Annotated in this window: 17 protein-coding genes; 10 read left to right on the top strand and 7 right to left on the bottom strand. The window is 63.4% G+C overall.

Annotated elements, in window-relative coordinates; all coding sequences use genetic code 11:
- Nucleotides 1-180 precede the first annotated feature (180 nt).
- The 4 genes from pcaB to BcanWU425_RS35305 all read left to right on the top strand — a co-directional run bounded on the left by pcaB (nucleotide 181) and on the right by BcanWU425_RS35305 (nucleotide 3,996).
- Nucleotides 181-1,542, top strand: a complete 1,362-nt coding sequence (pcaB, locus tag BcanWU425_RS35320) for a 3-carboxy-cis,cis-muconate cycloisomerase (protein WP_204513216.1) — start codon at nucleotides 181-183, stop codon at nucleotides 1,540-1,542.
- 113 nt (nucleotides 1,543-1,655) lie between these two features.
- Nucleotides 1,656-2,912, top strand: coding sequence for an aminopeptidase (locus BcanWU425_RS35315; RefSeq protein ID WP_204513217.1), 1,257 nt, complete (start codon nucleotides 1,656-1,658; stop codon nucleotides 2,910-2,912).
- A gap of 31 nt (nucleotides 2,913-2,943) precedes the next feature.
- Nucleotides 2,944-3,399 (top strand): hypothetical protein, encoded by a 456-nt coding sequence (locus tag BcanWU425_RS35310; protein WP_231189516.1) that lies wholly within the window; start codon nucleotides 2,944-2,946, stop codon nucleotides 3,397-3,399.
- Between the two features lie 141 nt (nucleotides 3,400-3,540).
- Entirely contained in the window at nucleotides 3,541-3,996 is a 456-nt protein-coding gene (locus tag BcanWU425_RS35305) for a cupin domain-containing protein (protein ID WP_018458179.1), read from the top strand.
- Between the two features lie 96 nt (nucleotides 3,997-4,092).
- On the opposite strand, the gene BcanWU425_RS35300 is transcribed toward BcanWU425_RS35305, so the two are convergent.
- The 5 genes from BcanWU425_RS35300 to BcanWU425_RS35280 all read right to left on the bottom strand — a co-directional run bounded on the left by BcanWU425_RS35300 (nucleotide 4,093) and on the right by BcanWU425_RS35280 (nucleotide 9,051).
- Nucleotides 4,093-5,142: an amidohydrolase family protein gene (locus tag BcanWU425_RS35300; protein WP_204513219.1), complete on the bottom strand. Its 1,050-nt coding sequence runs from the start codon at nucleotides 5,140-5,142 to the stop codon at nucleotides 4,093-4,095.
- A gap of 117 nt (nucleotides 5,143-5,259) precedes the next feature.
- Nucleotides 5,260-5,781, bottom strand: coding sequence for a hypothetical protein (locus BcanWU425_RS35295; RefSeq protein WP_018458181.1), 522 nt, complete (start codon nucleotides 5,779-5,781; stop codon nucleotides 5,260-5,262).
- Nucleotides 5,782-5,843: 62 nt separating this feature from the next.
- Nucleotides 5,844-6,656, bottom strand: coding sequence for an MBL fold metallo-hydrolase (locus tag BcanWU425_RS35290; protein WP_085358033.1), 813 nt, complete (start codon nucleotides 6,654-6,656; stop codon nucleotides 5,844-5,846).
- Nucleotides 6,657-6,778: 122 nt separating this feature from the next.
- Complete coding sequence (locus BcanWU425_RS35285; RefSeq protein WP_204513221.1) at nucleotides 6,779-8,305, bottom strand: permease; 1,527 nt, start codon at nucleotides 8,303-8,305, stop codon at nucleotides 6,779-6,781.
- A complete protein-coding gene (locus tag BcanWU425_RS35280; protein WP_085383890.1) occupies nucleotides 8,302-9,051 on the bottom strand; it encodes an ABC transporter ATP-binding protein in 750 nt (249 codons plus the stop codon). Before BcanWU425_RS35280 ends, BcanWU425_RS35285 begins: the two co-directional genes overlap by 4 nt.
- A 263-nt stretch (nucleotides 9,052-9,314) precedes the next feature.
- Between BcanWU425_RS35280 and BcanWU425_RS35275 the strand changes: the two genes are divergently transcribed.
- The 6 genes from BcanWU425_RS35275 to BcanWU425_RS35250 all read left to right on the top strand — a co-directional run bounded on the left by BcanWU425_RS35275 (nucleotide 9,315) and on the right by BcanWU425_RS35250 (nucleotide 16,137).
- Nucleotides 9,315-10,190 carry a branched-chain amino acid ABC transporter permease gene (locus BcanWU425_RS35275; RefSeq protein WP_018458185.1) on the top strand — a complete coding sequence of 292 codons (876 nt, stop codon included), beginning with the start codon at nucleotides 9,315-9,317 and terminating at the stop codon, nucleotides 10,188-10,190.
- A gap of 4 nt (nucleotides 10,191-10,194) precedes the next feature.
- Nucleotides 10,195-11,346, top strand: a complete 1,152-nt coding sequence (locus BcanWU425_RS35270; RefSeq protein WP_018458186.1) for a branched-chain amino acid ABC transporter permease — start codon at nucleotides 10,195-10,197, stop codon at nucleotides 11,344-11,346.
- A complete protein-coding gene (locus tag BcanWU425_RS35265) occupies nucleotides 11,343-12,101 on the top strand; it encodes an ABC transporter ATP-binding protein (protein WP_018458187.1) in 759 nt (252 codons plus the stop codon). Before BcanWU425_RS35270 ends, BcanWU425_RS35265 begins: the two co-directional genes overlap by 4 nt.
- 4 nt (nucleotides 12,102-12,105) lie before the next feature.
- Nucleotides 12,106-12,894, top strand: a complete 789-nt coding sequence (locus BcanWU425_RS35260; RefSeq protein WP_204513223.1) for an ABC transporter ATP-binding protein — start codon at nucleotides 12,106-12,108, stop codon at nucleotides 12,892-12,894.
- 125 nt (nucleotides 12,895-13,019) lie between these two features.
- Nucleotides 13,020-14,858, top strand: coding sequence for an AMP-dependent synthetase/ligase (locus tag BcanWU425_RS35255; protein WP_204513224.1), 1,839 nt, complete (start codon nucleotides 13,020-13,022; stop codon nucleotides 14,856-14,858).
- 79 nt (nucleotides 14,859-14,937) lie between these two features.
- Entirely contained in the window at nucleotides 14,938-16,137 is a 1,200-nt protein-coding gene (locus BcanWU425_RS35250) for an ABC transporter substrate-binding protein (protein ID WP_026233521.1), read from the top strand.
- Between the two features lie 160 nt (nucleotides 16,138-16,297).
- Here the strand turns inward: BcanWU425_RS35250 and BcanWU425_RS35245 are convergent, their stop codons facing one another.
- Entirely contained in the window at nucleotides 16,298-17,422 is a 1,125-nt protein-coding gene (locus BcanWU425_RS35245; RefSeq protein WP_085349300.1) for a lysozyme inhibitor LprI family protein, read from the bottom strand.
- A 100-nt stretch (nucleotides 17,423-17,522) separates the two neighbouring features.
- Nucleotides 17,523-18,254, bottom strand: a complete 732-nt coding sequence (locus tag BcanWU425_RS35240; RefSeq protein ID WP_204513225.1) for a transglutaminase-like cysteine peptidase — start codon at nucleotides 18,252-18,254, stop codon at nucleotides 17,523-17,525.
- Between the last annotated feature and the right edge of the window lie 448 nt (nucleotides 18,255-18,702).

Genomic DNA, 18,702 nt, shown 5'->3' with positions numbered 1-18,702 from the left:
ATTGCTTCGTCGCAAGGGCTCCTCGCAATGACGGTGTCGAGGCAATGGCGTGCGGCAGCTGCCCACGTTGTCCTGGCCTTCGCGACGGCATCGAATGTGTGACGAATAGTGAATGTCCATTGCCGAACAGTTCCGTGTGCGTAAAGCTGCCCTCACACAAAACACCACGAAGAAACGCCCATGCCCGCTTTTCATGCCTCGACCACCGTGCTGGATTCCATGCTGTTCCGCGATGCCTTCGGCACGCCGCAGATGCGGGAGGTGTTTTCCGATATCGCGACGGTCGCGCGCTATGCCGAGGTCGAGGTGGCACTGGCGAAGGCGGAAGCGAAGTGCGGGGTGATCCCGCAGGAGGCGGCCGATCAGATCGCGGCGCGGACCGATGCTGCCGCGCTGGATTTCGATCTGTTGCGGCAGGAGACCGATGTCGTCGGCTATCCGATCCTGCCGCTGGTGCATCAGATGGTGAAGCAATGCGGCGATGCCGGCCGCTACGTGCATTGGGGTGCGACCACGCAGGACATCATGGACACCGCCCTGGTGTTGCAACTGCGCGCAGGGCTTGAGATCGTCGAACGGGACATCGCGGGCTTGCGCAAGATCCTCGCCGATCTATCGAGGCGCTACCGCGACACGCCGATGGCGGGCCGCACCCATCTCCAGCAGGCGCTGCCGGTCACCTTCGGCTACAAGACCGCGATCTGGCTCGCGATGTTCGACCGCCACGCCGAGCGGATCAGTGAGTTGAAGCCGCGCGTCCTGGTCGGTCAGTTCGCCGGCGCCGCCGGCACGCTGGCCTCGCTCGGCGACAAGGGGTTCGAGGTGCAGGAAGCGCTCTGCGCCGAACTGAGGCTCGGCGTCCCCGCTTCGACCTGGCACGTCGCACGCGACGGTTTTGCCGAGGCCGTGAATTTCCTGGCGCTGGTCACCGGCTCGCTCGGCAAGATCGCGCTCGACATCATGATCATGGCGTCGACCGAATTCGCCGAGGTCTATGAGCCCTTTGTCAAGGGACGCGGCGCTTCCTCGACCATGCCGCAGAAGCGCAACCCGATCTCCTCGGAACTGATGCTCGCGGCGTCCAAGGCGGTGCGCCAGCATGCCGGCCTCATGCTGGATGCCATGGTGCAGGATTTCGAGCGCGCCACCGGGCCCTGGCACGCCGAATGGATGGCGATCCCCGAGAGCTTCGTGCTGACCGCCGGCGCGTTGCACCAGGCGAAATTCGCGCTCGCCGGCCTCATCGTGGATGAAAGCAAGATGAACGAGAATCTCGCCGTCAGCCGCGGTCTGATCGTGGCCGAAGCCGTCATGATGGGGCTTGCGCCGCAGATCGGACGGCAGGAGGCCCATGACGTGGTCTATGATGCCTGCCGGCTCGCCAATGAGAAAGGTCTTACGCTGGCGGACGCGCTGTCTTCCGACGCCCGCGTCTCTGTCAGAATCGACCGTGCCACGATCGAGGCGCTGACATCACCGAAAAATTACCTCGGCCTTGCTCCCGCCATGGTCGACCGGGTGCTGAAATCGGCAACGCGTTGAAAACCAAAATGCGCGAAACTGCCTATCTTTGGGGTGTCGCAAGGCACTCGCGCACTTGTGTCTCGCGATGCTAGACTTAAATTGAGCAAGAGACGTTCGGCAGAGGACCCGGCATGACTGATCAACGCATCACCTCCACTCCCATCGATCCCGTGAAGCTCGACCGGCTGGCCGAGGTGGCGGTGAAGGTGGGCCTGGGCTTGCGGCCGGGCCAGGATCTGCTCTTGACGGCACCTGCGATCGCGTTGCCGCTGGTGCGGCGGATTGCCGTGCATGCCTACAAGGCCGGCGGCGGCATCGTGACGCCCATTCTCTCCGACGAAGAGATGACGCTGGCGCGCTACCGCCACGGCCACGACGACAGCTTCGATCGCGCCGCCAACTGGCTCTACGAGGGCATGGCCAAGGCGTTCTCCAACAACACCGCCCGTCTCGCCATCGTCGGCGACAATCCGATGCTGCTGTCGGGCGAAGATGCTTCCAAGGTCGCGCGCGCCAGCAAGGCCAATTCCATGGCCTATCAGCCGGCGCTGGAAAAGATCGTCAATTTCGATACCAACTGGAACATCATTGCGTATCCAAGCCCATCCTGGGCAAAGCAAGTCTTTCCGAACGATCCTGAAGAGGTCGCGATCGGCAAGCTCGCGGACGCGATCTTCGCGGCGTCCCGCGTCGATCGCGACGACGCGCCGGCCAATTGGGCGAGCCACAATGCGGTGCTGCGCGAGCGCACCAACTGGCTCAACGGCCAGCGTTTCCGCGCGCTCCAGTACTCGGGACCGGGCACTGACCTCACCATCGGGCTCGCCGACGGCCATGAATGGGAAGGCGGCGCTTCGCTCTCCAAGAACGGCATCAGCTGCAACGCCAATATCCCGACCGAAGAGGTCTTCACCACGCCGCATTGCCGGCGCGTCTACGGCCATGTCGTGAGCTCGAAGCCGCTGTCCTACCAGGGCACGCTGATCGACAACATCGCGGTGCGTTTCGAGGACGGCAGGATCGTCGACGCGAAGGCTTCGCGCGGCGAGGAGGTACTGAACAAGGTGCTCGATACCGACGAGGGCGCGCGCCGTCTCGGCGAGGTGGCCCTGGTGCCGCATTCCTCGCCGATCTCGCAGAGCGGACTGTTGTTCTACAACACGCTGTTCGACGAGAACGCGGCCTCGCACATCGCGCTTGGCCAGTGCTACTCGAAGTGCTTCGTCAACGGCGCGCAGCTCACGCCGCAGCAGATCGCCGCGCAAGGCGGCAACCAGAGCCTGATCCATATCGACTGGATGATCGGCTCGGCCGAGACCGACATCGACGGCATTCTCGCCGACGGCAGCAAAGTGCCGGTGTTTCGCAAGGGCGAATGGGCGAAGTAACTACGCAGCCGGGTTGCGCGGCATCGGGCTGTTGTCGATGCTGAAGCGGGTTGAACAACGTCGTGAACGGGCTGCCGTCGGTGGCCCGCACGACGGCGTCGGAGGCCGCCACCGCATCGTAGAGCGCACCGACCGGATCATTCGCCTCGGGCAGGTCGAGGCCCCTGCGGATTTGCTCGCGGGCCTCGTTGACGTCGTCCTCGTCGTCGAGTGTCGCCTCGAGCGCATCCGCCGCCCGCCGCATCTCATGGAGGTCACTGCCGATCTGCCGAGGGCTTTCGATGCCGCCAACGGTGAACCAGGGCTCCTCTTCGGTTGCGAAGGAGACATCGAGGCTGCCGAGCCAGGCGACGACCTCGCCGTGAGCTTTGAGAACCTCCGGGGTGAGGGGCATCGGCAGGGCTCCTTCAGACGCTTCGCGCACTTTGTCGCACCCCGGAAAAGAAGGGTTCATGTGCGCGAAATTGCAGGGAAATTGCGACGTTAACCGTTTCGCGTCTGCAACTTGCGGCTGATTGTCGGGCCCTCCGTAAGAAAGAATTAAAAATCGGCTACTAGCGTTCCCGCCATCTTTGAACAATCCGGGCCGAGATCCGGGCAGGTCATATTTTATCCCCTGAGGAAACAGATGTCGCGCACATTGATTGAAATCAGTCATTGCAATGTAGATCTCGAGCTCCGGCCGATCGAGCCGTCCTGGATTATCGAAGGCAATCCGGTGTCGCGCTCGCACATCCTGTCCACCAGCGCCGACGGCACCGCTTCGACCATCATCTGGGCCTGCACCGAAGGGCGCTTCAACTGGTACTACGATATCGACGAGACGATCATGATCATGGAAGGATCGATCGTGCTCGAAAGCGACGGCATGCCGCCGAAGCGCTACGGCCCGGGCGACGTCATCTTCTTCCGCGACGGCGCACATGCCAAATGGCATGTCGAAGGCCACGTCAAGAAGATCGCCTTCTGCCGCAAGACCAATCCCGTGATGATCGGCTTCCTGATCCGCGTCGTCAACAAGCTCAAGAAGATCTTCGTCGCCACCGGCGAGCGCCGTCCGGCCTCGCTGATGGGCGCAAATTAGAGTTCAAACAGTTCAAGGACGCTTCCCAGCGGTCACGACGGAACAGGGGCCGGGATCAACATCCCGGCCCCTGTTCTCGTCATGGTGCCAATCCCTTTAAGGCAAATCGAGCCGGTAGAAATTGCTCGCGGTCTGCGAGAACAACGCCGTCTTCTCGGTCTCGCTCAGGGGCGCCGCGATACGCTTGAACGTGTTGAAGATCACCTGGTAGCTGCACTGGCCCTTGTCCGGCGGGAAGTTGCTCTCGAACATCGCGCGCTCGGGTCCAAACGCCTCGATGCAGGTTTCGATGTAAGGCCGCCACGCCGCGGCAAGCTCCTTGGATGATGGCGGACTCGCGCGCAAATGGAAGTCGTAGCCGAGCAGGCACATCGCGAGCCCGCCGAGCTTCACCACCACGTTCTCGCATTTGGCGATCTCCCGGATCGAGGCGCGCCATTGCGGAAACACCTCCTCGCGTCGCCCGGCAAAGCGGCCGATTCCGGCCGGGCCGCCGCAATGGTCGAGCACGATCCTGGTGTCGGGAAATGCGCGGGCGAGCTCGGTCAGCTCGCCGATTTGCGGATGGAACAGCCAGGCGTCGAAGCTCAGGTTGAGCGGCGCGAGGCAGGCAAAGCCCTTGCGGAAGGTCGGGTCCTGCAGCAATCCCTGCGGCCGGCTCGCATACATGCCGGCGATAGCAGGATCCTGGTCCCAGGCCGAGGAATGCCGGATGCCGCGGAAGCGACCGTTGCCCGCCGCGATCTCGGCCTCCAACACCGGTTGTGCGGCATCGCCGAGCAGCAGATTGACGTGGCTGACGATGCCGGCGCAAATCGCGGCCTTGCCGTAACCGCCGCTGGCGCTCATCGCGGCGACGCCATTGGCGAACTCGACTTCGCCAACCGGCCGGAACGCTTCGGGCCCGTGCGCGCGATACATCGAGCGGCAATCGACATAGACGGTGGCGATGACGTTGTGGCCGGAGGCGATATCGGCCGCCATCTGCTCGATCAGATAGCGGTGCCCGCGATTCCAGAGATGGTGATGGGGATCGACGATCGGCCGTGAGGGATCGATGATCTCCTCCTGATGCAGCGCGAGCCAGTCCTCGCGCGGCTCGACGAATAGCCCGCTCGTGTTGGCGGGCAAACCGCTTGCAGCCATCGGCGTGCGCTCCCTTGATGTATGCTTCTTGTTTTGGGGAGCCTAGCACCTCGTCCTCGCATGCACCAACGCGCGTTGCGCAATCGCGCCCGTCATCGCGGTACAGCGGCGCCGGCGTCAACCCTTGCGCCGCTTCGCCCTCACATCGACCACCAGCCGCCAATCGGTTGCGGTGGCCGGCTTGACCTCGCCGAGCCAGTGGAAGAAATCCTCGGTGACTTCCGTAAAACTCCAGCGCGTCAGGTCGCCGGCTTCGGTCGTGCCTTCCTGCACGATGTCGGCATCGCGTGGACGGCCGATCTGCTGGCGGAATATGCAGCGGCCGGGATCGAACCATGAAATCCGCCAGGCATCGATGGTCGGATCGTAGACCCGCAGCGTCGTGCCGTACCAATTGCCGGCGATCGGCAAGGCCGGGCTGCCGGCCGGGCGCGGAATGATCCAGACGTCTTGCACGGCGCGGCCCTCCAGCACCCAGCCGAAATGGATTTCGCCGGGCGCGGTGTGTTTCGTTCCATCGGGTCCATGGGCGGTGATCTCGGCGTCCCAATCGCCGACGAAGCGGCCATAAAGCTGGAGTGCCGCCGCGTGCTGGGGGTTCGGTCCGTCCGCGTGCAATAATCTCGCAAAGTCGGTCATGTCGATCTCCCTTTGCGGGAGATCAGCACGACCGGCCGGCGGCCGACTTGGAGAAAATTGCGTCACACCCCGTCGAGGATGATCACCGTCGGCTTCGACGGCAACGCATCTCGGGACATCCGGAAACTTCGTTCCATGCGCCGGTCGATCTCGAACTGCTGGCCGATGCGTTGCATGAAATCGTCGAGCGGGGTGGCGAAGCGGTGCATCGGCAGCACCACCGAGGCGCGCAGCCGCTTGGTGATCTCGGAGACGCCGTCGAGCGACATGGTGTAGGTGCCGTCGATCGGCACCATCACGATGTCGAGCCGCCCGATCTGGGCGAAGTGGCTGTCATCGAGCTTGTGGTGAAGATGGCCGAGATGGCCGATGCAGAGGCCCGCCACCTCGAAGATGAAGATGGAGTTGCCGTCACGGATCATGTCGGCGCCGGCATCGTCGCCGAAATAGCGACGGATGTCGGTCGTGACGTTGCGGATGAAGGTGTCGCCGATGCGCTCCGACACGATGGCCGGCTTGCCGTCCTCGCCCCAGCCATGCAGCACACGAGGAATGCGCTTGTCGGGATATAAAGAGTAGTGCGTGCTGTGGGCCCGGTTCATGGTGACGACATCGGGCAGCCGGCCCACCTGGTAGGCCCCGCTATAGTCGGTGGCGATGCGTAAGCCGCCGGGCGTGTCGATGAAATAGGTGGAATGGCCGGCATAGGTGATCTCGACCTCGGGCGCAGCCGCCGCCTGCCTGAACGCGACCGACATGAGGCGCGGCGCAGCATTCGCCATCGCCAAGCATTCGCTGCGCTGCGACTGCTGGGCGGTGGCAGGTGAGAGGAATGCGCCGAACAGCGCCAGAGCCGCCGAAACCAGTCGCCGCATGAATCCATCCCCGATGACTTCAGGGGAAAGTCTAGCTTGCAATGCAGCGCGTGGCCAACAGCGCGCGATCAACAGCGCGTCAGTGTCGCACCGTCACGCCCGCCCTATGATTCGCGCCTTTACTACTCCCGCCGCGGGCTGAACTTCCAGGTGAGGGCGACGAGGCTCGCGGTGATCAGGCTGCTGACGAGGCCGACGATGGGCAGCGTGAGCACCAGCGCGGCGCTGGCAGCCCAGCCGATCGAGGAGAACGCCTCGGCAAAGGTCGCAAGCCGCGACGAGGTCTGGCGGCGGCGGAATTGGCTGCGCCGGGCTTGCACCCGGAACCAGAGCTGGATTGCGGTGGCGGAGGCCGCACTGACGATGACCGCACCGGCGCTGACCGCGGCCTGGAACGCCGAGGCGAAAGCGAGCGCCGCGATCAGCGGGCAGAAGATGACGCCGATCGCGATCAGCACCACCTCTATCTTGGCGCGGATGACGCTGGACGGCGGCAATGGCGCGGTCGCAACCAGGTCGGGCGCGTCCTCGCCCGAGAGCGTCAGCCAGGCAAGCCCGCCGGCGAGTTGTCCCGCCGCCATGACGATGACCGGCGTGATCAGCGTCAGCGCCGCGGAGCTGTCGGCAAAGTTGCGCCAGAGCAGCAATGCCGGCGGCACCAGATAGAGCAGCTGCATCAGCGTCTGCGAGATCAGCCAGGGATCGCGCCAGAGCAGCGAAAATTCCTTGCGCCGTAGGGCATGCTGCCGCGATCCGCCGCGGAACGGGCGCTCCTTCGCGCTGCGACGGCCGGACGCGCCATAGGCGGCGGCATCGATCGCCGTGTCCGCAAAGCGGCCCGAGAAGATCGCCATGACGCCTCCGAGCAGCATGAGGCCGAGCGCCAGGAGCAGCAGCAGCGCTTCGGCGTCCCCCATCGCCGCCCGCGCCGGCCACCACCAGATGCTGTCGGCATCGGGCGCGTAAGCGGCCAAGCTACCCGAGGTCAGGATGGTGAAGCGCGACAGCGTGCCGTAGGACATGATCGCCGCCACCTGGAGCGCGATCACGAAGCCGGCGCCGATGATGGCGGCGAGGATCTGGGCGACGAACCGTGTCCGCGCCGGACCGATCAGGCGGAACAGCAGGATGGTGACGGCGATCGCGATCGCTGCGGCCGACAGGCCCATCGCGACGACGACGCCGAACGCTGCAAGCCAGCGCGCGCCGCCCCCGAACACCAGCACGTCGATGAAGGGTGTCGAGAACAGCAGCGCCATCACCGTGATGGCGAGCGCGATCGCGGCGATGCGCACCGAGAACAGATTGGCCAGCGTCGCGGGTGAGGACATGATGAGGTCGAGATCGGCGCGTGCGTAGAACACCCGCGTCACCGATTCGATCGCCTGTGACAGCATCAGCGTCCAGGCGAGAAAAATTGTCGCCGAAATCACGATCAGCGAGGATTTGTCGAGCGGCAATTGCAGGTCGGCGAAGCGGCCGATCACCGCCCAGGCCGGGACGTGCAGCAGCGCCGCGAAGAACAGCAGGCCGATCACCGCGGCACGCGTTCGATTGCGCCGCCCGCCGGTCATCATGGCAAGCCATTCGCGCCAGGCGAGCCGGAGCTCGTGGCGGGCGAACCAGGACAGCGCGGTGGCCGAGCTCATGCGGCTTCCTGGAGGGTCACCAGCGCGATGAAGAGATCTTCCAGGCTGGTATCGGCGTGCCCGTTTTGCTGCCGGAGCTCAGTCAGCGTGCCCTCGGCAACCAGGCGGCCGGCTGCGATCACGCCGATGCGGTCGGCCATGCGTTCGGCGACCTCGAGGATATGCGTGGTCATGATGACGGTGCAGCCGGCGCGGACGCGCTCGCTCAGGAGTCCCTTGACATGGCGGGCGGAGACGGCGTCCAGTCCCGTCAGCGGCTCGTCGAGGATGATGAGGCGGGGATCGTGCACCAGGGCGCCGGCGAGGGCGACCTTCTGGCGCATGCCCTTGGAAAAGCCCTCGCAGCGTTCGTGCCGGTGCAGCTCGAGCCCGAGCGAGTTCAGGAGCTCCGTGGCGACCGGTTCCGAGGCCGATGGTGCGATGCCCCACAGACCGGCTACGAACTCGAGATATTCGAGCGGCGTGAGCTTGTCATAGATCATGGGCTCGTCGGAGACCCACGCCATCACCTGCTTGGCGGCGACGGGGTTTTGGAGCGCATCGATGCCGAAGATGGAGACCGAGCCGGCATCGGGCCGCAAAAGGCCTGCAACCATGCGCAAAGTGGTGGTCTTGCCGGCGCCGTTGGGGCCGACCAGCGCATAGAATTCGCCGGCATGGATGGTGAGATCGAGGTTATCGACCGCCAGACGGTCAAAACACTTCGTTAACCCCATGACTTCGAGCGCCGAGTCGTCCCGCTTCATCACGGCCACACCTTGCGGTTTTGCATCGCTCGCGACCATGCCCCGAAGATGTTTCGGCACCGTGAATCGCGCTGCCGCAAATTCCGTCATCCGGATTGGACTAATGGCAAGTCACCGTTTGTTGACAGCGCTTGGCGGTTCAGGCTGAATTGGTGAAGGGACGAATGGCGCGAACGCAGCGAAACGACTGCGTAGCGACTGAACACAAAATGCGGCAAGGCGGTCAGGAAGAACCGCCGGTTGTATCGGGAGGATGCGCGACGATGCTGGATTTCGTTCAGCAGCTGGTCAGCGGTGTTGCGCTCGGCTGCGTCTACGGCCTGATCGCGCTCGGCTTCGTGCTTGTCTACAAGGCCACCGAGGTCGTCAATTTCGCCCAGGGCGATTTGATGATGCTGGGCGGCTTCTTTGCCTTCACCTTCATCGGCATGATGGGGCTGAACTACTGGATCGGCTTTGCCGGTGCGGTGGCGGCGATGGCGCTGTTCGGCATGCTGGCCGAGCGCGTGGTGGTGCGGCCGATCCTCGGCTATCCGCAATTCTCCATCATCATGGCCACCATCGGGCTCGGCTATTTCCTGCGCTCGATCGCAGGCATGATCTGGGGGACCGATGATCTGAAGATCGAGACGCCGTTTAGCCAGGGCGTGCTGCGCATCGGCCCGCTGGTGCTCGCCTACGACAAGCTCTCGGTGATCGCGGCGACCATGATCCTGTGCACGCTGCTCTATCTGTTCTTCAACAAGACCACGCTCGGCACTGCGATGCGCGCCAGTTCCGAGAACATGCTCGCGGCCTATTACATGGGCATTCCGGTCAAGCGCGTGGTGTCGATCGTCTGGGCGATTAGCGCGGCGGTCGCGACCTGCGCCGGCGTGCTGCTGGCGCCGATCACCTTCATCCATTCTAATGTCGGCCTCGTGCTCGGCCTCAAGGCGTTTCCGGCCGCCGTGCTCGGCGGCTTCGGCTCGATCCCCGGCGCCGTGGTCGGCGGCGTCCTGATCGGCGTCATCGAGAGCATGGCGGGCTTCTATCTGGCCGAGGGCTGGAAGGACGTCGCGCCCTACATCGTGCTGCTCGCCGTGCTCTTGCTCAAGCCCGAAGGCCTGTTCGGCCTTCACGTCCGCAAGAAGGTCTGAACGCATGCGCTTCCTGTTCAAGACCGACTACGAGGACGACATCAGGCTGTTTCCGCATTCGGGCTATTACGTCTCATACGGTCTCCTGCTGGCCGTGCTGCTGATCGCGCCCTATGTGCTCTCCAGCTATCTGATGAGCCAGCTCGTCTTCGTCTGCATCTATGCGACCGTCGGCGTGGCGCTGCTGATCCTGACCGGTTTCACCGGGCAGGCCTCGCTCGGGCACGCGGCGTTCCTCGCGATCGGCGCCTACACGGCGGCGTACTTGCAGACGTACAACGTGCCGTTCCCGGTCTACTTCCTCGCCGCAGGCCTTCTGTCCGGTTGCATTGGCGCGTTGGTCGGCTTTCCCGCGCTGCGGCTCCAGGGCATCTACCTCGTCATCGCCACTATCTCCTTCGCCTTGATCGTCGAGGAGATCCTGGCGCGTTGGGAGAGCGTGACCCACGGCAACGAGGGCATGCGGGTGAAGACGCTGTCGCTGCTCGGCGTTGCGGTGCCGCGCGACAGCCCCACTTTCTATTTCCTCTGCCTCGCCGTGCTGGTGCTGACCATCGTCGGTACGCTCAATCTGCTGCGTTCGCCCACCGGGCGCGCCTTCGTCGCGATCCGCGACAGCGAGACCGCTGCGCGCAGCATGGGCGTCAATGTCGCGCTGTACAAGGTGAAGTCCTTTGCGATCTCCGCGGCGATCACCGGCTTCGCCGGCGTGTTGTTTGCGCACAAGCTCTCCTTCATCTCGCCGGAGATGTTCACGCTCCAACTCTCGATCGAGTTCATCATCGTAATCCTGATCGGCGGCACCTTCAGCCTGCACGGCGCGGTGCTGGGGGCAATCTTCATCGTGATGATCGATCCGTTCCTGACCTACCTCAAGGACGACATGCCCGGCATCATCGCCGGCATTGCAGCGACCTTCGGAGCGGGCACGCAAGCCGCAGCCAATGTCCAGTCCAAGGTCGCGGCCTTTGCCTCGCTCAACGGCCTGAAAGGCGCGATCTACGGCATCATCATCGTATTGTTCGTGCTATTCGAGCCGCTCGGGCTTTACGGCCGCTGGCTCAAGATCAAACTCTTCTTCCAGCTGTTCCCGCTCTATAAGCGCGCCACCTTCAAGCGGCAGAAGATCTACGTGAAGTCGGAGCGCAACCGATGAGCTATTTTCGCGCCGAGAACTTGTCCCTGCATTTCGGTGGGCTGAAGGCCGTCGATGCGGTGTCGTTCGCGGTCGAGAAGGGCGAGATCCTCTCGATCATCGGGCCCAACGGTGCCGGCAAGAGCTCGATTTTCAACCTGATTTCGCGGATCTACCGCCCGACCTCGGGTCGCATCTTCTTCGAGGACCAGGACATCACGGAGCAGCCGCCCCACGACATCGCAAGGCTCGGCATCGCCCGCACGTTCCAGAACATCGAACTGTTCGAGAATGCGACGGTGTTGTCGAACCTGTTGGTCGGCCGCCACCGGCATTCGACCACGCAGCTTTGGCAGGAGCTGTTGTTCCTGCCGGGCGTGCGCGCCGACGAGAAGGTGCATCGCCGCAGGGTCGAACAGGTCATCGAATTCCTCGATCTCGAGCCCTACCGCGACAAGCTGATCTCGGGTCTGCCTTACGGCGTGCGCAAGGTGATCGAGCTGGCGCGCGCGCTGTGCTCGGAGCCGAAGCTGATCCTGCTCGACGAGCCGTCCTCCGGCCTCAACGTGGAGGAGACCGACGACATGTCGTTCTGGATCCGCGACCTGAAGAGCGAGCTCGGCGTCACCGTGCTCATGGTCGAGCACGACATGTCGCTGGTCAACCGCGTCTCCGACCGCGTCATCGCCCTGAACTACGGCCGGGTGCTGGCGATGGGCTCGCCCGCCGAAGTGCAACAGCACCCCGATGTCGTTGCCGCCTATCTGGGAGCCTGACGCGATGGATGCCGTGGTAACACCAGACATCATCCTGAAACTCTCCAACATCGAGAGCTATTACGGGCCGATCATGGCCATCCGCGGCATCTCGCTCGAAGTGCCGCGCGGCCGCATCGTCACGCTGCTGGGCGCCAACGGCGCCGGCAAGACGACGGTGCTGAAGACGATCTCGGGCATTCTCGATCCGCAGAAGGGCGCCATCGAGTTCATGGGCAAGTCGATTCAACGCATGGAGGCGGACAGGATCGTGCGGCTGGGCCTCAGCCACGTGCCGGAGGGACGCGAGGTGTTCCCGTTCCTCTCCGTGCGCGAGAACCTGATGATGGGGGCCTATCCGCGCAAGGATCGTAACGGCGTTGCGGACGATCTGGAGCGCGTCTACGGCTATTTCCCGCGGCTGAAGGAGCGCATCAACCAGCCGGCCGGACAGCTCTCCGGCGGCGAGCAGCAGATGCTCGCGATCGGCCGCGCGCTGATGAACCGGCCGACTCTGTTGCTGCTCGACGAGCCCTCGCTCGGGCTGTCGCCGATCCTGGTGAAGGAAATCTTCGCGATCATCCGGCGCGTCAACGAGGAGCAGGGCATGTCGATCCTGCTGGTCGAGCAGAACGCCAAGGTGGCGCTGGAGACGGCGCATTATGGCTATGTACTGGAGATCGGCCGGATCGTGATGAACGACAGCTGCGACCGTTTGATGCATTCGAAGGACATCCAGGAATTCTATCTTGGCGCCAAGGAAGCGGGCGCACGAGGCGAGCGGCGCTGGAAAAAGAAGAAGACTTGGCGTTAGAGGAAGACTTGGCGTTAAGGGAAGACTTGGCGTTAGAAAAAGCCTTAAATACCAATGCCCATCCGCCAATATAGACCGCCGGCAAGGCAGGCAGCGGAGGGGAACGCGACAGGGAGGAGACGTGCATGGCCCGACCGGCGGTGCTGACGGTCGCTGACACGATCGCGAAAAGCTTTTTGCGCGCCGCGGAGACGCGGGGCGACAGGCCGGCTATACGCGAGAAGAAATTCGGGATCTGGCAGCCGACCAGCTGGCGCGAATGGCTGGAGATCTCGAAGGAGGTCGCCTACGCGCTGCATGCCATCGGCGTCAGGCCCGGCGACGTTGCTTCCATCATCGCCAACGCCGTGCCGGAATGGGTCCATGTCGACATGGGCATTCTGTGCGCCGGCGGCGTCTCTTCCGGGATCTATCCGACCGATGCCTCATCCCAGGTCGAATATCTCGTCAACGATTCCCGGACGAAGGTGATCTTCGCCGAGGACGAGGAGCAACTCGACAAGATCCTGGCCTGTCGCGCACGCTGCCCGTCTCTGCGAAGGATCATCGTGTTCGACATGGAGGGCCTCAGCGGCTTCTCCGATGAGATGGTGATGTCGCTCGACGAGTTTCGCGCGCTCGGGCGCAACCACATGGCCGGCCGCGAGGCGCTGTGGCAGGAGATGGTCGACAGTCGTAGCGCAAGCGATCTCGCGGTCCTCGTCTATACATCCGGCACCACGGGTCCGCCCAAGGGCGCCATGCACGCCAACCGTAGCGTCACGCACCAGATGCGGCACGCCAACGATTTCATTCCGGCGCGCGAGAACGAGGACCGGCTGATCTTCCTGCCGCTTTGCCACGTCGCCGAACGGATCGGCGGCTATTACATCTCGGTCGCGCTTGGCTCGGTGATGAATTTTGCCGAGAGTCCGGAGACTGTGCCGGACAATCTGCGCGAGGTGCAGCCGACCATCTTCCTCGCGGTGCCGCGGATCTGGGAGAAATTCTATTCCGCGATCACCATCGCGCTGAAGGATGCGACGCCGTTGCAGCAATGGGTCTACCGCCGCGCCATCGACATCGGCTATCGCATGGTCGATTGCAGGATTGAAGGCAAGCCGCCGCCGCTGCCGTTGCGCCTCGCCAACGGCATCGCTTACCGGCTCGTCTTCCGCAACATCCGACGCATGATCGGGCTCGACCGTTGCCGCATCGCCTTCACCGGCGCGGCGCCAATCGCGCCGGAGCTGATCCGCTGGTATCTCGCGCTCGGCATCGACATTCACGAGGTCTACGGCCAGACCGAGAATTGCGGGGTCGCCACCATGATGCCGGCGGAGCGGATCAAGCTCGGCTCGGTAGGCAAGGCGGTTTCCTGGGGCGAAGTCGCGCTGTCACCCGAGGGGGAAATCCTGATCAGGGGCGACTTCCTGTTCATGGGCTACCTGAACCAGCCGGAGAGGACAGCCGAGACCATCGACCATCGCGGTTGGCTGCATACCGGCGACGTCGGCACCATCGACAATGAGGGCTTCGTCCGCATCACCGACCGGATGAAGGACATCATCATCACCTCGGGCGGCAAGAACGTCACGCCGTCCGAGATCGAGAATCAGCTGAAATTCTCGCCCTACATCTCGGATTCCGTGGTGATCGGCGACAAGCGGCCATACCTCACCTGCCTCGTGATGATCGACCAGGAGAATGTCGAGAAATTCGCGCAGGACCACGACATCCCCTTCACCAATTATGCCAGCCTGTGCCGCGCGGCGGAGATCCAGGACCTGATCTGGCGCGAAATCGAAACGGTCAATGCCAATTTCGCCCGCGTCGAGACCATCAAGAGATTCTATCTGATCGAACGCCAGCTCACCCCGGAGGACGAAGAGCTGACGCCAACCATGAAGCTGAAGCGCGGCTTCGTGAACAAGCGTTATGCCGCCGAGATCGACGCGATGTATCCGGCGCGGGCGGTGGCTTGAACAATCTTGTTTGAATAACAGCGAAGGAGTGAAGGCCCCACCCTTCGCATCATAAGGGCCCCAAGGAGAGGAGACTTCAATGTCGAGATCGTTGAAAACGTTCGGCTTTGCGGCAGGCGCGGTGGTGCTCACCTGTCTGCCTGCCGCGGCGCAGACCAAGGTCACCAATGAGGGCATCTCGGCCTCCGAGATCGTCATCGGCACCCATCAGGATCTGTCGGGGCCGATCAAGGGCTGGGGTGTGCCAGTCTCGAACGGCATGAAGATGGCGGTCGAGGAGATCAACGCCGCCGGCGGCGTCCAGGGGCGAAAGATTCGGCTTGTCGTCGAGGACAGCGGCTACGATCCGAAGAAGGCCGTGCTCGCGTCGCAGAAGTTGATCGAGCGCGACAAGATCTTCGCGATGGTGGGGCCAATGGGCTCGCCGACCGTGCTGGCGGCGCAGGATATCCTGCTCGACGCCGGCGTGCTTCAGCTCTTCCCGCTGACGGCGGCGGAGTTCACGTTCAAGTTCGATCCCGCCAAGCCGCAGGAGCGGCTGAAGTTCAACAATCTGCTGCCCTATGTCGAGAGTACGCGGGCGGCGCTGAAATACATGATGGAGTGGAAGAACTTCAAGAAACCCTGCATCATGCATCAGGACGACGAGTACGGGAAGAACGTGCTCGACGGCTTCAACCAGCAGCTTACTGCCATGAAGGTGCAGCCGGCCTCGATCACGAGCTACAAGCGCGGTGCCTCCGACTTCAGCGCGCAGATCGCCAAGATGAAGTCCGACAGCTGCGACCTCGTTGTGCTCGGCGCTGTGCTCCGTGAGCCCATCGGCGCGATGACGGAAGCCAAGAAGCTCGGCTGGGAGGTCACCTTTCTCGGCGCGACGCCGACCAACGTGATGGAGGTGCCCATGCTCGGCAAGGAGGCGGTCGAAGGCCTCTATGCTGCGTCCGGATTCGAGATTCCCTATGAGGACACCGCAAAGGGCAAGGTGAAGGACTGGCTGGTCAACTACAAGAAGATGTTCAGCACCGATGCCAACACGCAGGCCATCATTGGCTACAATGCGGTGATGACGTTCGCGTTTTACGCCAACAAGGCGGGCAAGGATCTGACCGGCCAGAAGATGCTGGACGCGCTGGAATCGGGCGACAAGTTCCTCGACATCTTCAACTCGCCGCCGACCAAATTCTCCAAGACCGACCACCTCGCCAACACCATCACCCAGGTGCAGCAGGTCAAGGGCGGCCGCTGGGTTCTGGTGAAGGACAATCTGATGTTTTGATTTCTTCGCCTCTTCCCGCATGCGGGGAGAGGCGGGAATTTGCGCAGCAAATCCGGGTGAGGGGGCTCTCCCAAGAGTCTAACTGTCACCGGATTCGCTGAAGCAGCCGCTCACCCCAACCCTCTCCCTGCGAAGAGCGGGAGAGGGAGAGCACACAGCCCTACGATCCTCCACCCGCGGTGCCTGAATTCACCGGGGCCAGTTCGTCTTCCCGGCAGCGCCAGCCATCGGCGGCTTTGACAAATGCAAACGTGCGCTGGATCCGCAGGCGGCGTGTGACGTTGAAGGCGTCCGTGGAGCGCTCCTTGTTGCCGACGCCGGGCTGCGGACGACCCGTTCTGGCATCCCAGCAGGTGCCCGTACAGGTCGTGGCGATCTTGCTGCAGGTGGCGAAGGGCGCCAGCACGGCCATCTCGATCTCGCCCGTGACCTGCGCCTCCTGCTCGCCCACCTGGCTGTCGAGTGCGTAGACGCGGTTGATGCGGAGGAAGTTGCCGCAGGAATTGGCCGCGTGGATTCGCGCGGCGCAGAAATCGACGGCATCGGTGTCGGGCGAGTGGGCTGCGACCTGCCGGCCGAACACCTTCTTCGGATCGCCTTTCGCCGTGCCAATCTCGTCAGCCTTGTGCTTCAGATAGCCGGCGAGACAGTCCTCCGCGGACTCGAGCTCCCCGAGCGGCACGTTCTCCTTGCCAACCAGATTGCATTTGCGATCGCGCTCCCGCGTCCACCGGCCGTATTCGGCGAAGGCAAAGCGCGCCGCGGTCGGATCGAGCTTGCCGATCAGGCCGAGAACCTGGCTGTTCAACTCAGTCTCGGCCAGCGCCAGCGACGGGTCCGCACAGATCAGCGCGCCCGCGGCGGTGTTGGCGGCGAGACAGTCGAAATCCGGATCGCGTACGATCGCTGCGCGCTCATCGGTCACCTTGAGAAGACATGCCTTCACCCGGTCGAAATCTTCGGCGCGGATCGCGGTCTGGCCGACGATGCCGCAACCGAGATTGCGCTGGCGGATCCAGATCGCGTTCTCCTCGATCCCAGGCAGGCGATCGGGCAGGCGGGCAAGCCGCGCCTCGATTCCCGTGCTCAGCTTCTCGGCGGCGGCGGCAAGCTCGGCATCACCGCAGAACAATTGATTGCCGGGATCGCGGATCTGCTGGCAGTTGTTCTTGGCAAACAGCGGCAGCCTGTCGGCGACGGAGCGGTCGGACGGGCTGGATTGCGCGAAGCCTGGAGCCGCCGGCAAGGCCAGCAGCGCAAGCATAGTCAGCACGATGAACCGCATTCCAGTCGCCCCCGCATAGCCGCGGGCATGCTAGCGTCCCGAATCGCGCGGCGAAATGGCTTTGTGGGGTAAGCGTACTTTTTACCGGGCTACAACAAGATCAACGCGCCTCGGCGGCGATCATCGAGAACCGCACGGGCTCGTCGACATATTTCAACACGGCCGACTGGTAGAGCACGAACAGCGGCTGGTAGCTCCGTGCAGCGTCGTCCTCGACCATTGCCATGCGACGGTTGTCGAGCATCAGCCAGTGGCCGTCGAGCCGTGCAGCGGCAATTGCATGCTCTTCGCCGGCCCTGAGGTCGCGCACCACGACGATGCGGAGATCTTCGGCGGCAATGCCCGCGAGCTTAAGAGCGGCGAGCTTGGCAATGGCATAGTCCTCGCAATCCCCGGCGCCACGCGCGAAGGTCGCGAGCGGCGAGCTCCAGACGTCCTCAGAACCGTCATCGGCGGCGCGGATGCCGAGGTTGATGGCGCGATTGGTTTCGCCCAGCCGGGCGCGGCCGTCACGGCTGCGGGCCTGGTCGACGATCGCGAGCAGTTTCAGCGCAGCGGGCGAAGCGCAATTGTTCCGGTCGCCGTCGCACAGCGCGAGCTGCACCATGTCATCGTCGAGCCTGGACCTCAGCGCGAGCCATTTCTCTTGCAGGCTGCCGGCTGAGATGGCGAAGGCGAACACGCCGAACGGCTCGGCGGATTTGCGCACGAGGACGCCGGCTCCCGGCGATAGTAGCGTGCCAGCGCGAAGCTCGGCGGCCGATCCGAGTAGGATCAATCCGCACAGCACAAGGATAGCGCGCCAAGCGCGCGAACGAGCAGCGGTCTCCATCTGACATCCCCTTCCGGCTTCGCCAGGTCCCCCTCGACCTGCACGTGCCGGGCTTTGTTGCTTTCGCGGAGATAGTGCGAGGCGGGCGGTTTTGTTCTGCTTAACGCGCCCGGCTGGGGTCCCAAAACCGGGCAACAGGCTGAAACGGGCCTGCTCATATTGCGTAAAATTTTACGATTCGCCGGCTAGGAGGGCGGCGGTTGCCGCGAAGAGGGACCAATTGCAGGCAGAAGTTGTCGTGGAACTGATTCTCCGCCCTATGGCTAACGGTTGGCTATTTCGCAAGTTCTGTTAGCTGGATCACAGATTTGGCCCCGTATTTGCCGCAGGGTCGTGCGGGGCACCACGAACAAAAGATGACAGAAGTATCTATTGCCAGATTTCTGCAATAGAATACATGAGGTTACTGAAAATGAGCGAAAATAAGCGCTACTTTACTTATGAGTAT

This window comes from Bradyrhizobium sp. WU425 (assembly GCF_021052305.1).
In the GTDB taxonomy this organism is placed as follows: domain Bacteria; phylum Pseudomonadota; class Alphaproteobacteria; order Rhizobiales; family Xanthobacteraceae; genus Bradyrhizobium; species Bradyrhizobium canariense_D.
The sequence above is the reverse complement of the archived record's forward strand: the minus strand, read 5'-3'. Positions and strand labels throughout refer to the sequence as shown.

What these genes read in the sequence shown, in the direction of transcription:
- BcanWU425_RS35265 (WP_018458187.1), top strand. Translation starts at nt 11,343, where the DNA reads ATGAGCTATTTTCGCGCCGAGAACTTGTCCCTGCATTTCGGTGGGCTG.
- BcanWU425_RS35285 (WP_204513221.1), bottom strand. Translation starts at nt 8,305, where the DNA reads ATGAGCTCGGCCACCGCGCTGTCCTGGTTCGCCCGCCACGAGCTCCGG.
- BcanWU425_RS35250 (WP_026233521.1), top strand. Translation starts at nt 14,938, where the DNA reads ATGTCGAGATCGTTGAAAACGTTCGGCTTTGCGGCAGGCGCGGTGGTG.
- BcanWU425_RS35315 (WP_204513217.1), top strand. Translation starts at nt 1,656, where the DNA reads ATGACTGATCAACGCATCACCTCCACTCCCATCGATCCCGTGAAGCTC.
- BcanWU425_RS35260 (WP_204513223.1), top strand. Translation starts at nt 12,106, where the DNA reads ATGGATGCCGTGGTAACACCAGACATCATCCTGAAACTCTCCAACATC.
- BcanWU425_RS35240 (WP_204513225.1), bottom strand. Translation starts at nt 18,254, where the DNA reads ATGGAGACCGCTGCTCGTTCGCGCGCTTGGCGCGCTATCCTTGTGCTG.
- BcanWU425_RS35290 (WP_085358033.1), bottom strand. Translation starts at nt 6,656, where the DNA reads ATGCGGCGACTGGTTTCGGCGGCTCTGGCGCTGTTCGGCGCATTCCTC.
- pcaB (WP_204513216.1), top strand. Translation starts at nt 181, where the DNA reads ATGCCCGCTTTTCATGCCTCGACCACCGTGCTGGATTCCATGCTGTTC.
- BcanWU425_RS35305 (WP_018458179.1), top strand. Translation starts at nt 3,541, where the DNA reads ATGTCGCGCACATTGATTGAAATCAGTCATTGCAATGTAGATCTCGAG.
- BcanWU425_RS35255 (WP_204513224.1), top strand. Translation starts at nt 13,020, where the DNA reads ATGGCCCGACCGGCGGTGCTGACGGTCGCTGACACGATCGCGAAAAGC.
- BcanWU425_RS35300 (WP_204513219.1), bottom strand. Translation starts at nt 5,142, where the DNA reads ATGGCTGCAAGCGGTTTGCCCGCCAACACGAGCGGGCTATTCGTCGAG.
- BcanWU425_RS35270 (WP_018458186.1), top strand. Translation starts at nt 10,195, where the DNA reads ATGCGCTTCCTGTTCAAGACCGACTACGAGGACGACATCAGGCTGTTT.
- BcanWU425_RS35245 (WP_085349300.1), bottom strand. Translation starts at nt 17,422, where the DNA reads ATGCGGTTCATCGTGCTGACTATGCTTGCGCTGCTGGCCTTGCCGGCG.
- BcanWU425_RS35280 (WP_085383890.1), bottom strand. Translation starts at nt 9,051, where the DNA reads ATGAAGCGGGACGACTCGGCGCTCGAAGTCATGGGGTTAACGAAGTGT.
- BcanWU425_RS35275 (WP_018458185.1), top strand. Translation starts at nt 9,315, where the DNA reads ATGCTGGATTTCGTTCAGCAGCTGGTCAGCGGTGTTGCGCTCGGCTGC.
- BcanWU425_RS35295 (WP_018458181.1), bottom strand. Translation starts at nt 5,781, where the DNA reads ATGACCGACTTTGCGAGATTATTGCACGCGGACGGACCGAACCCCCAG.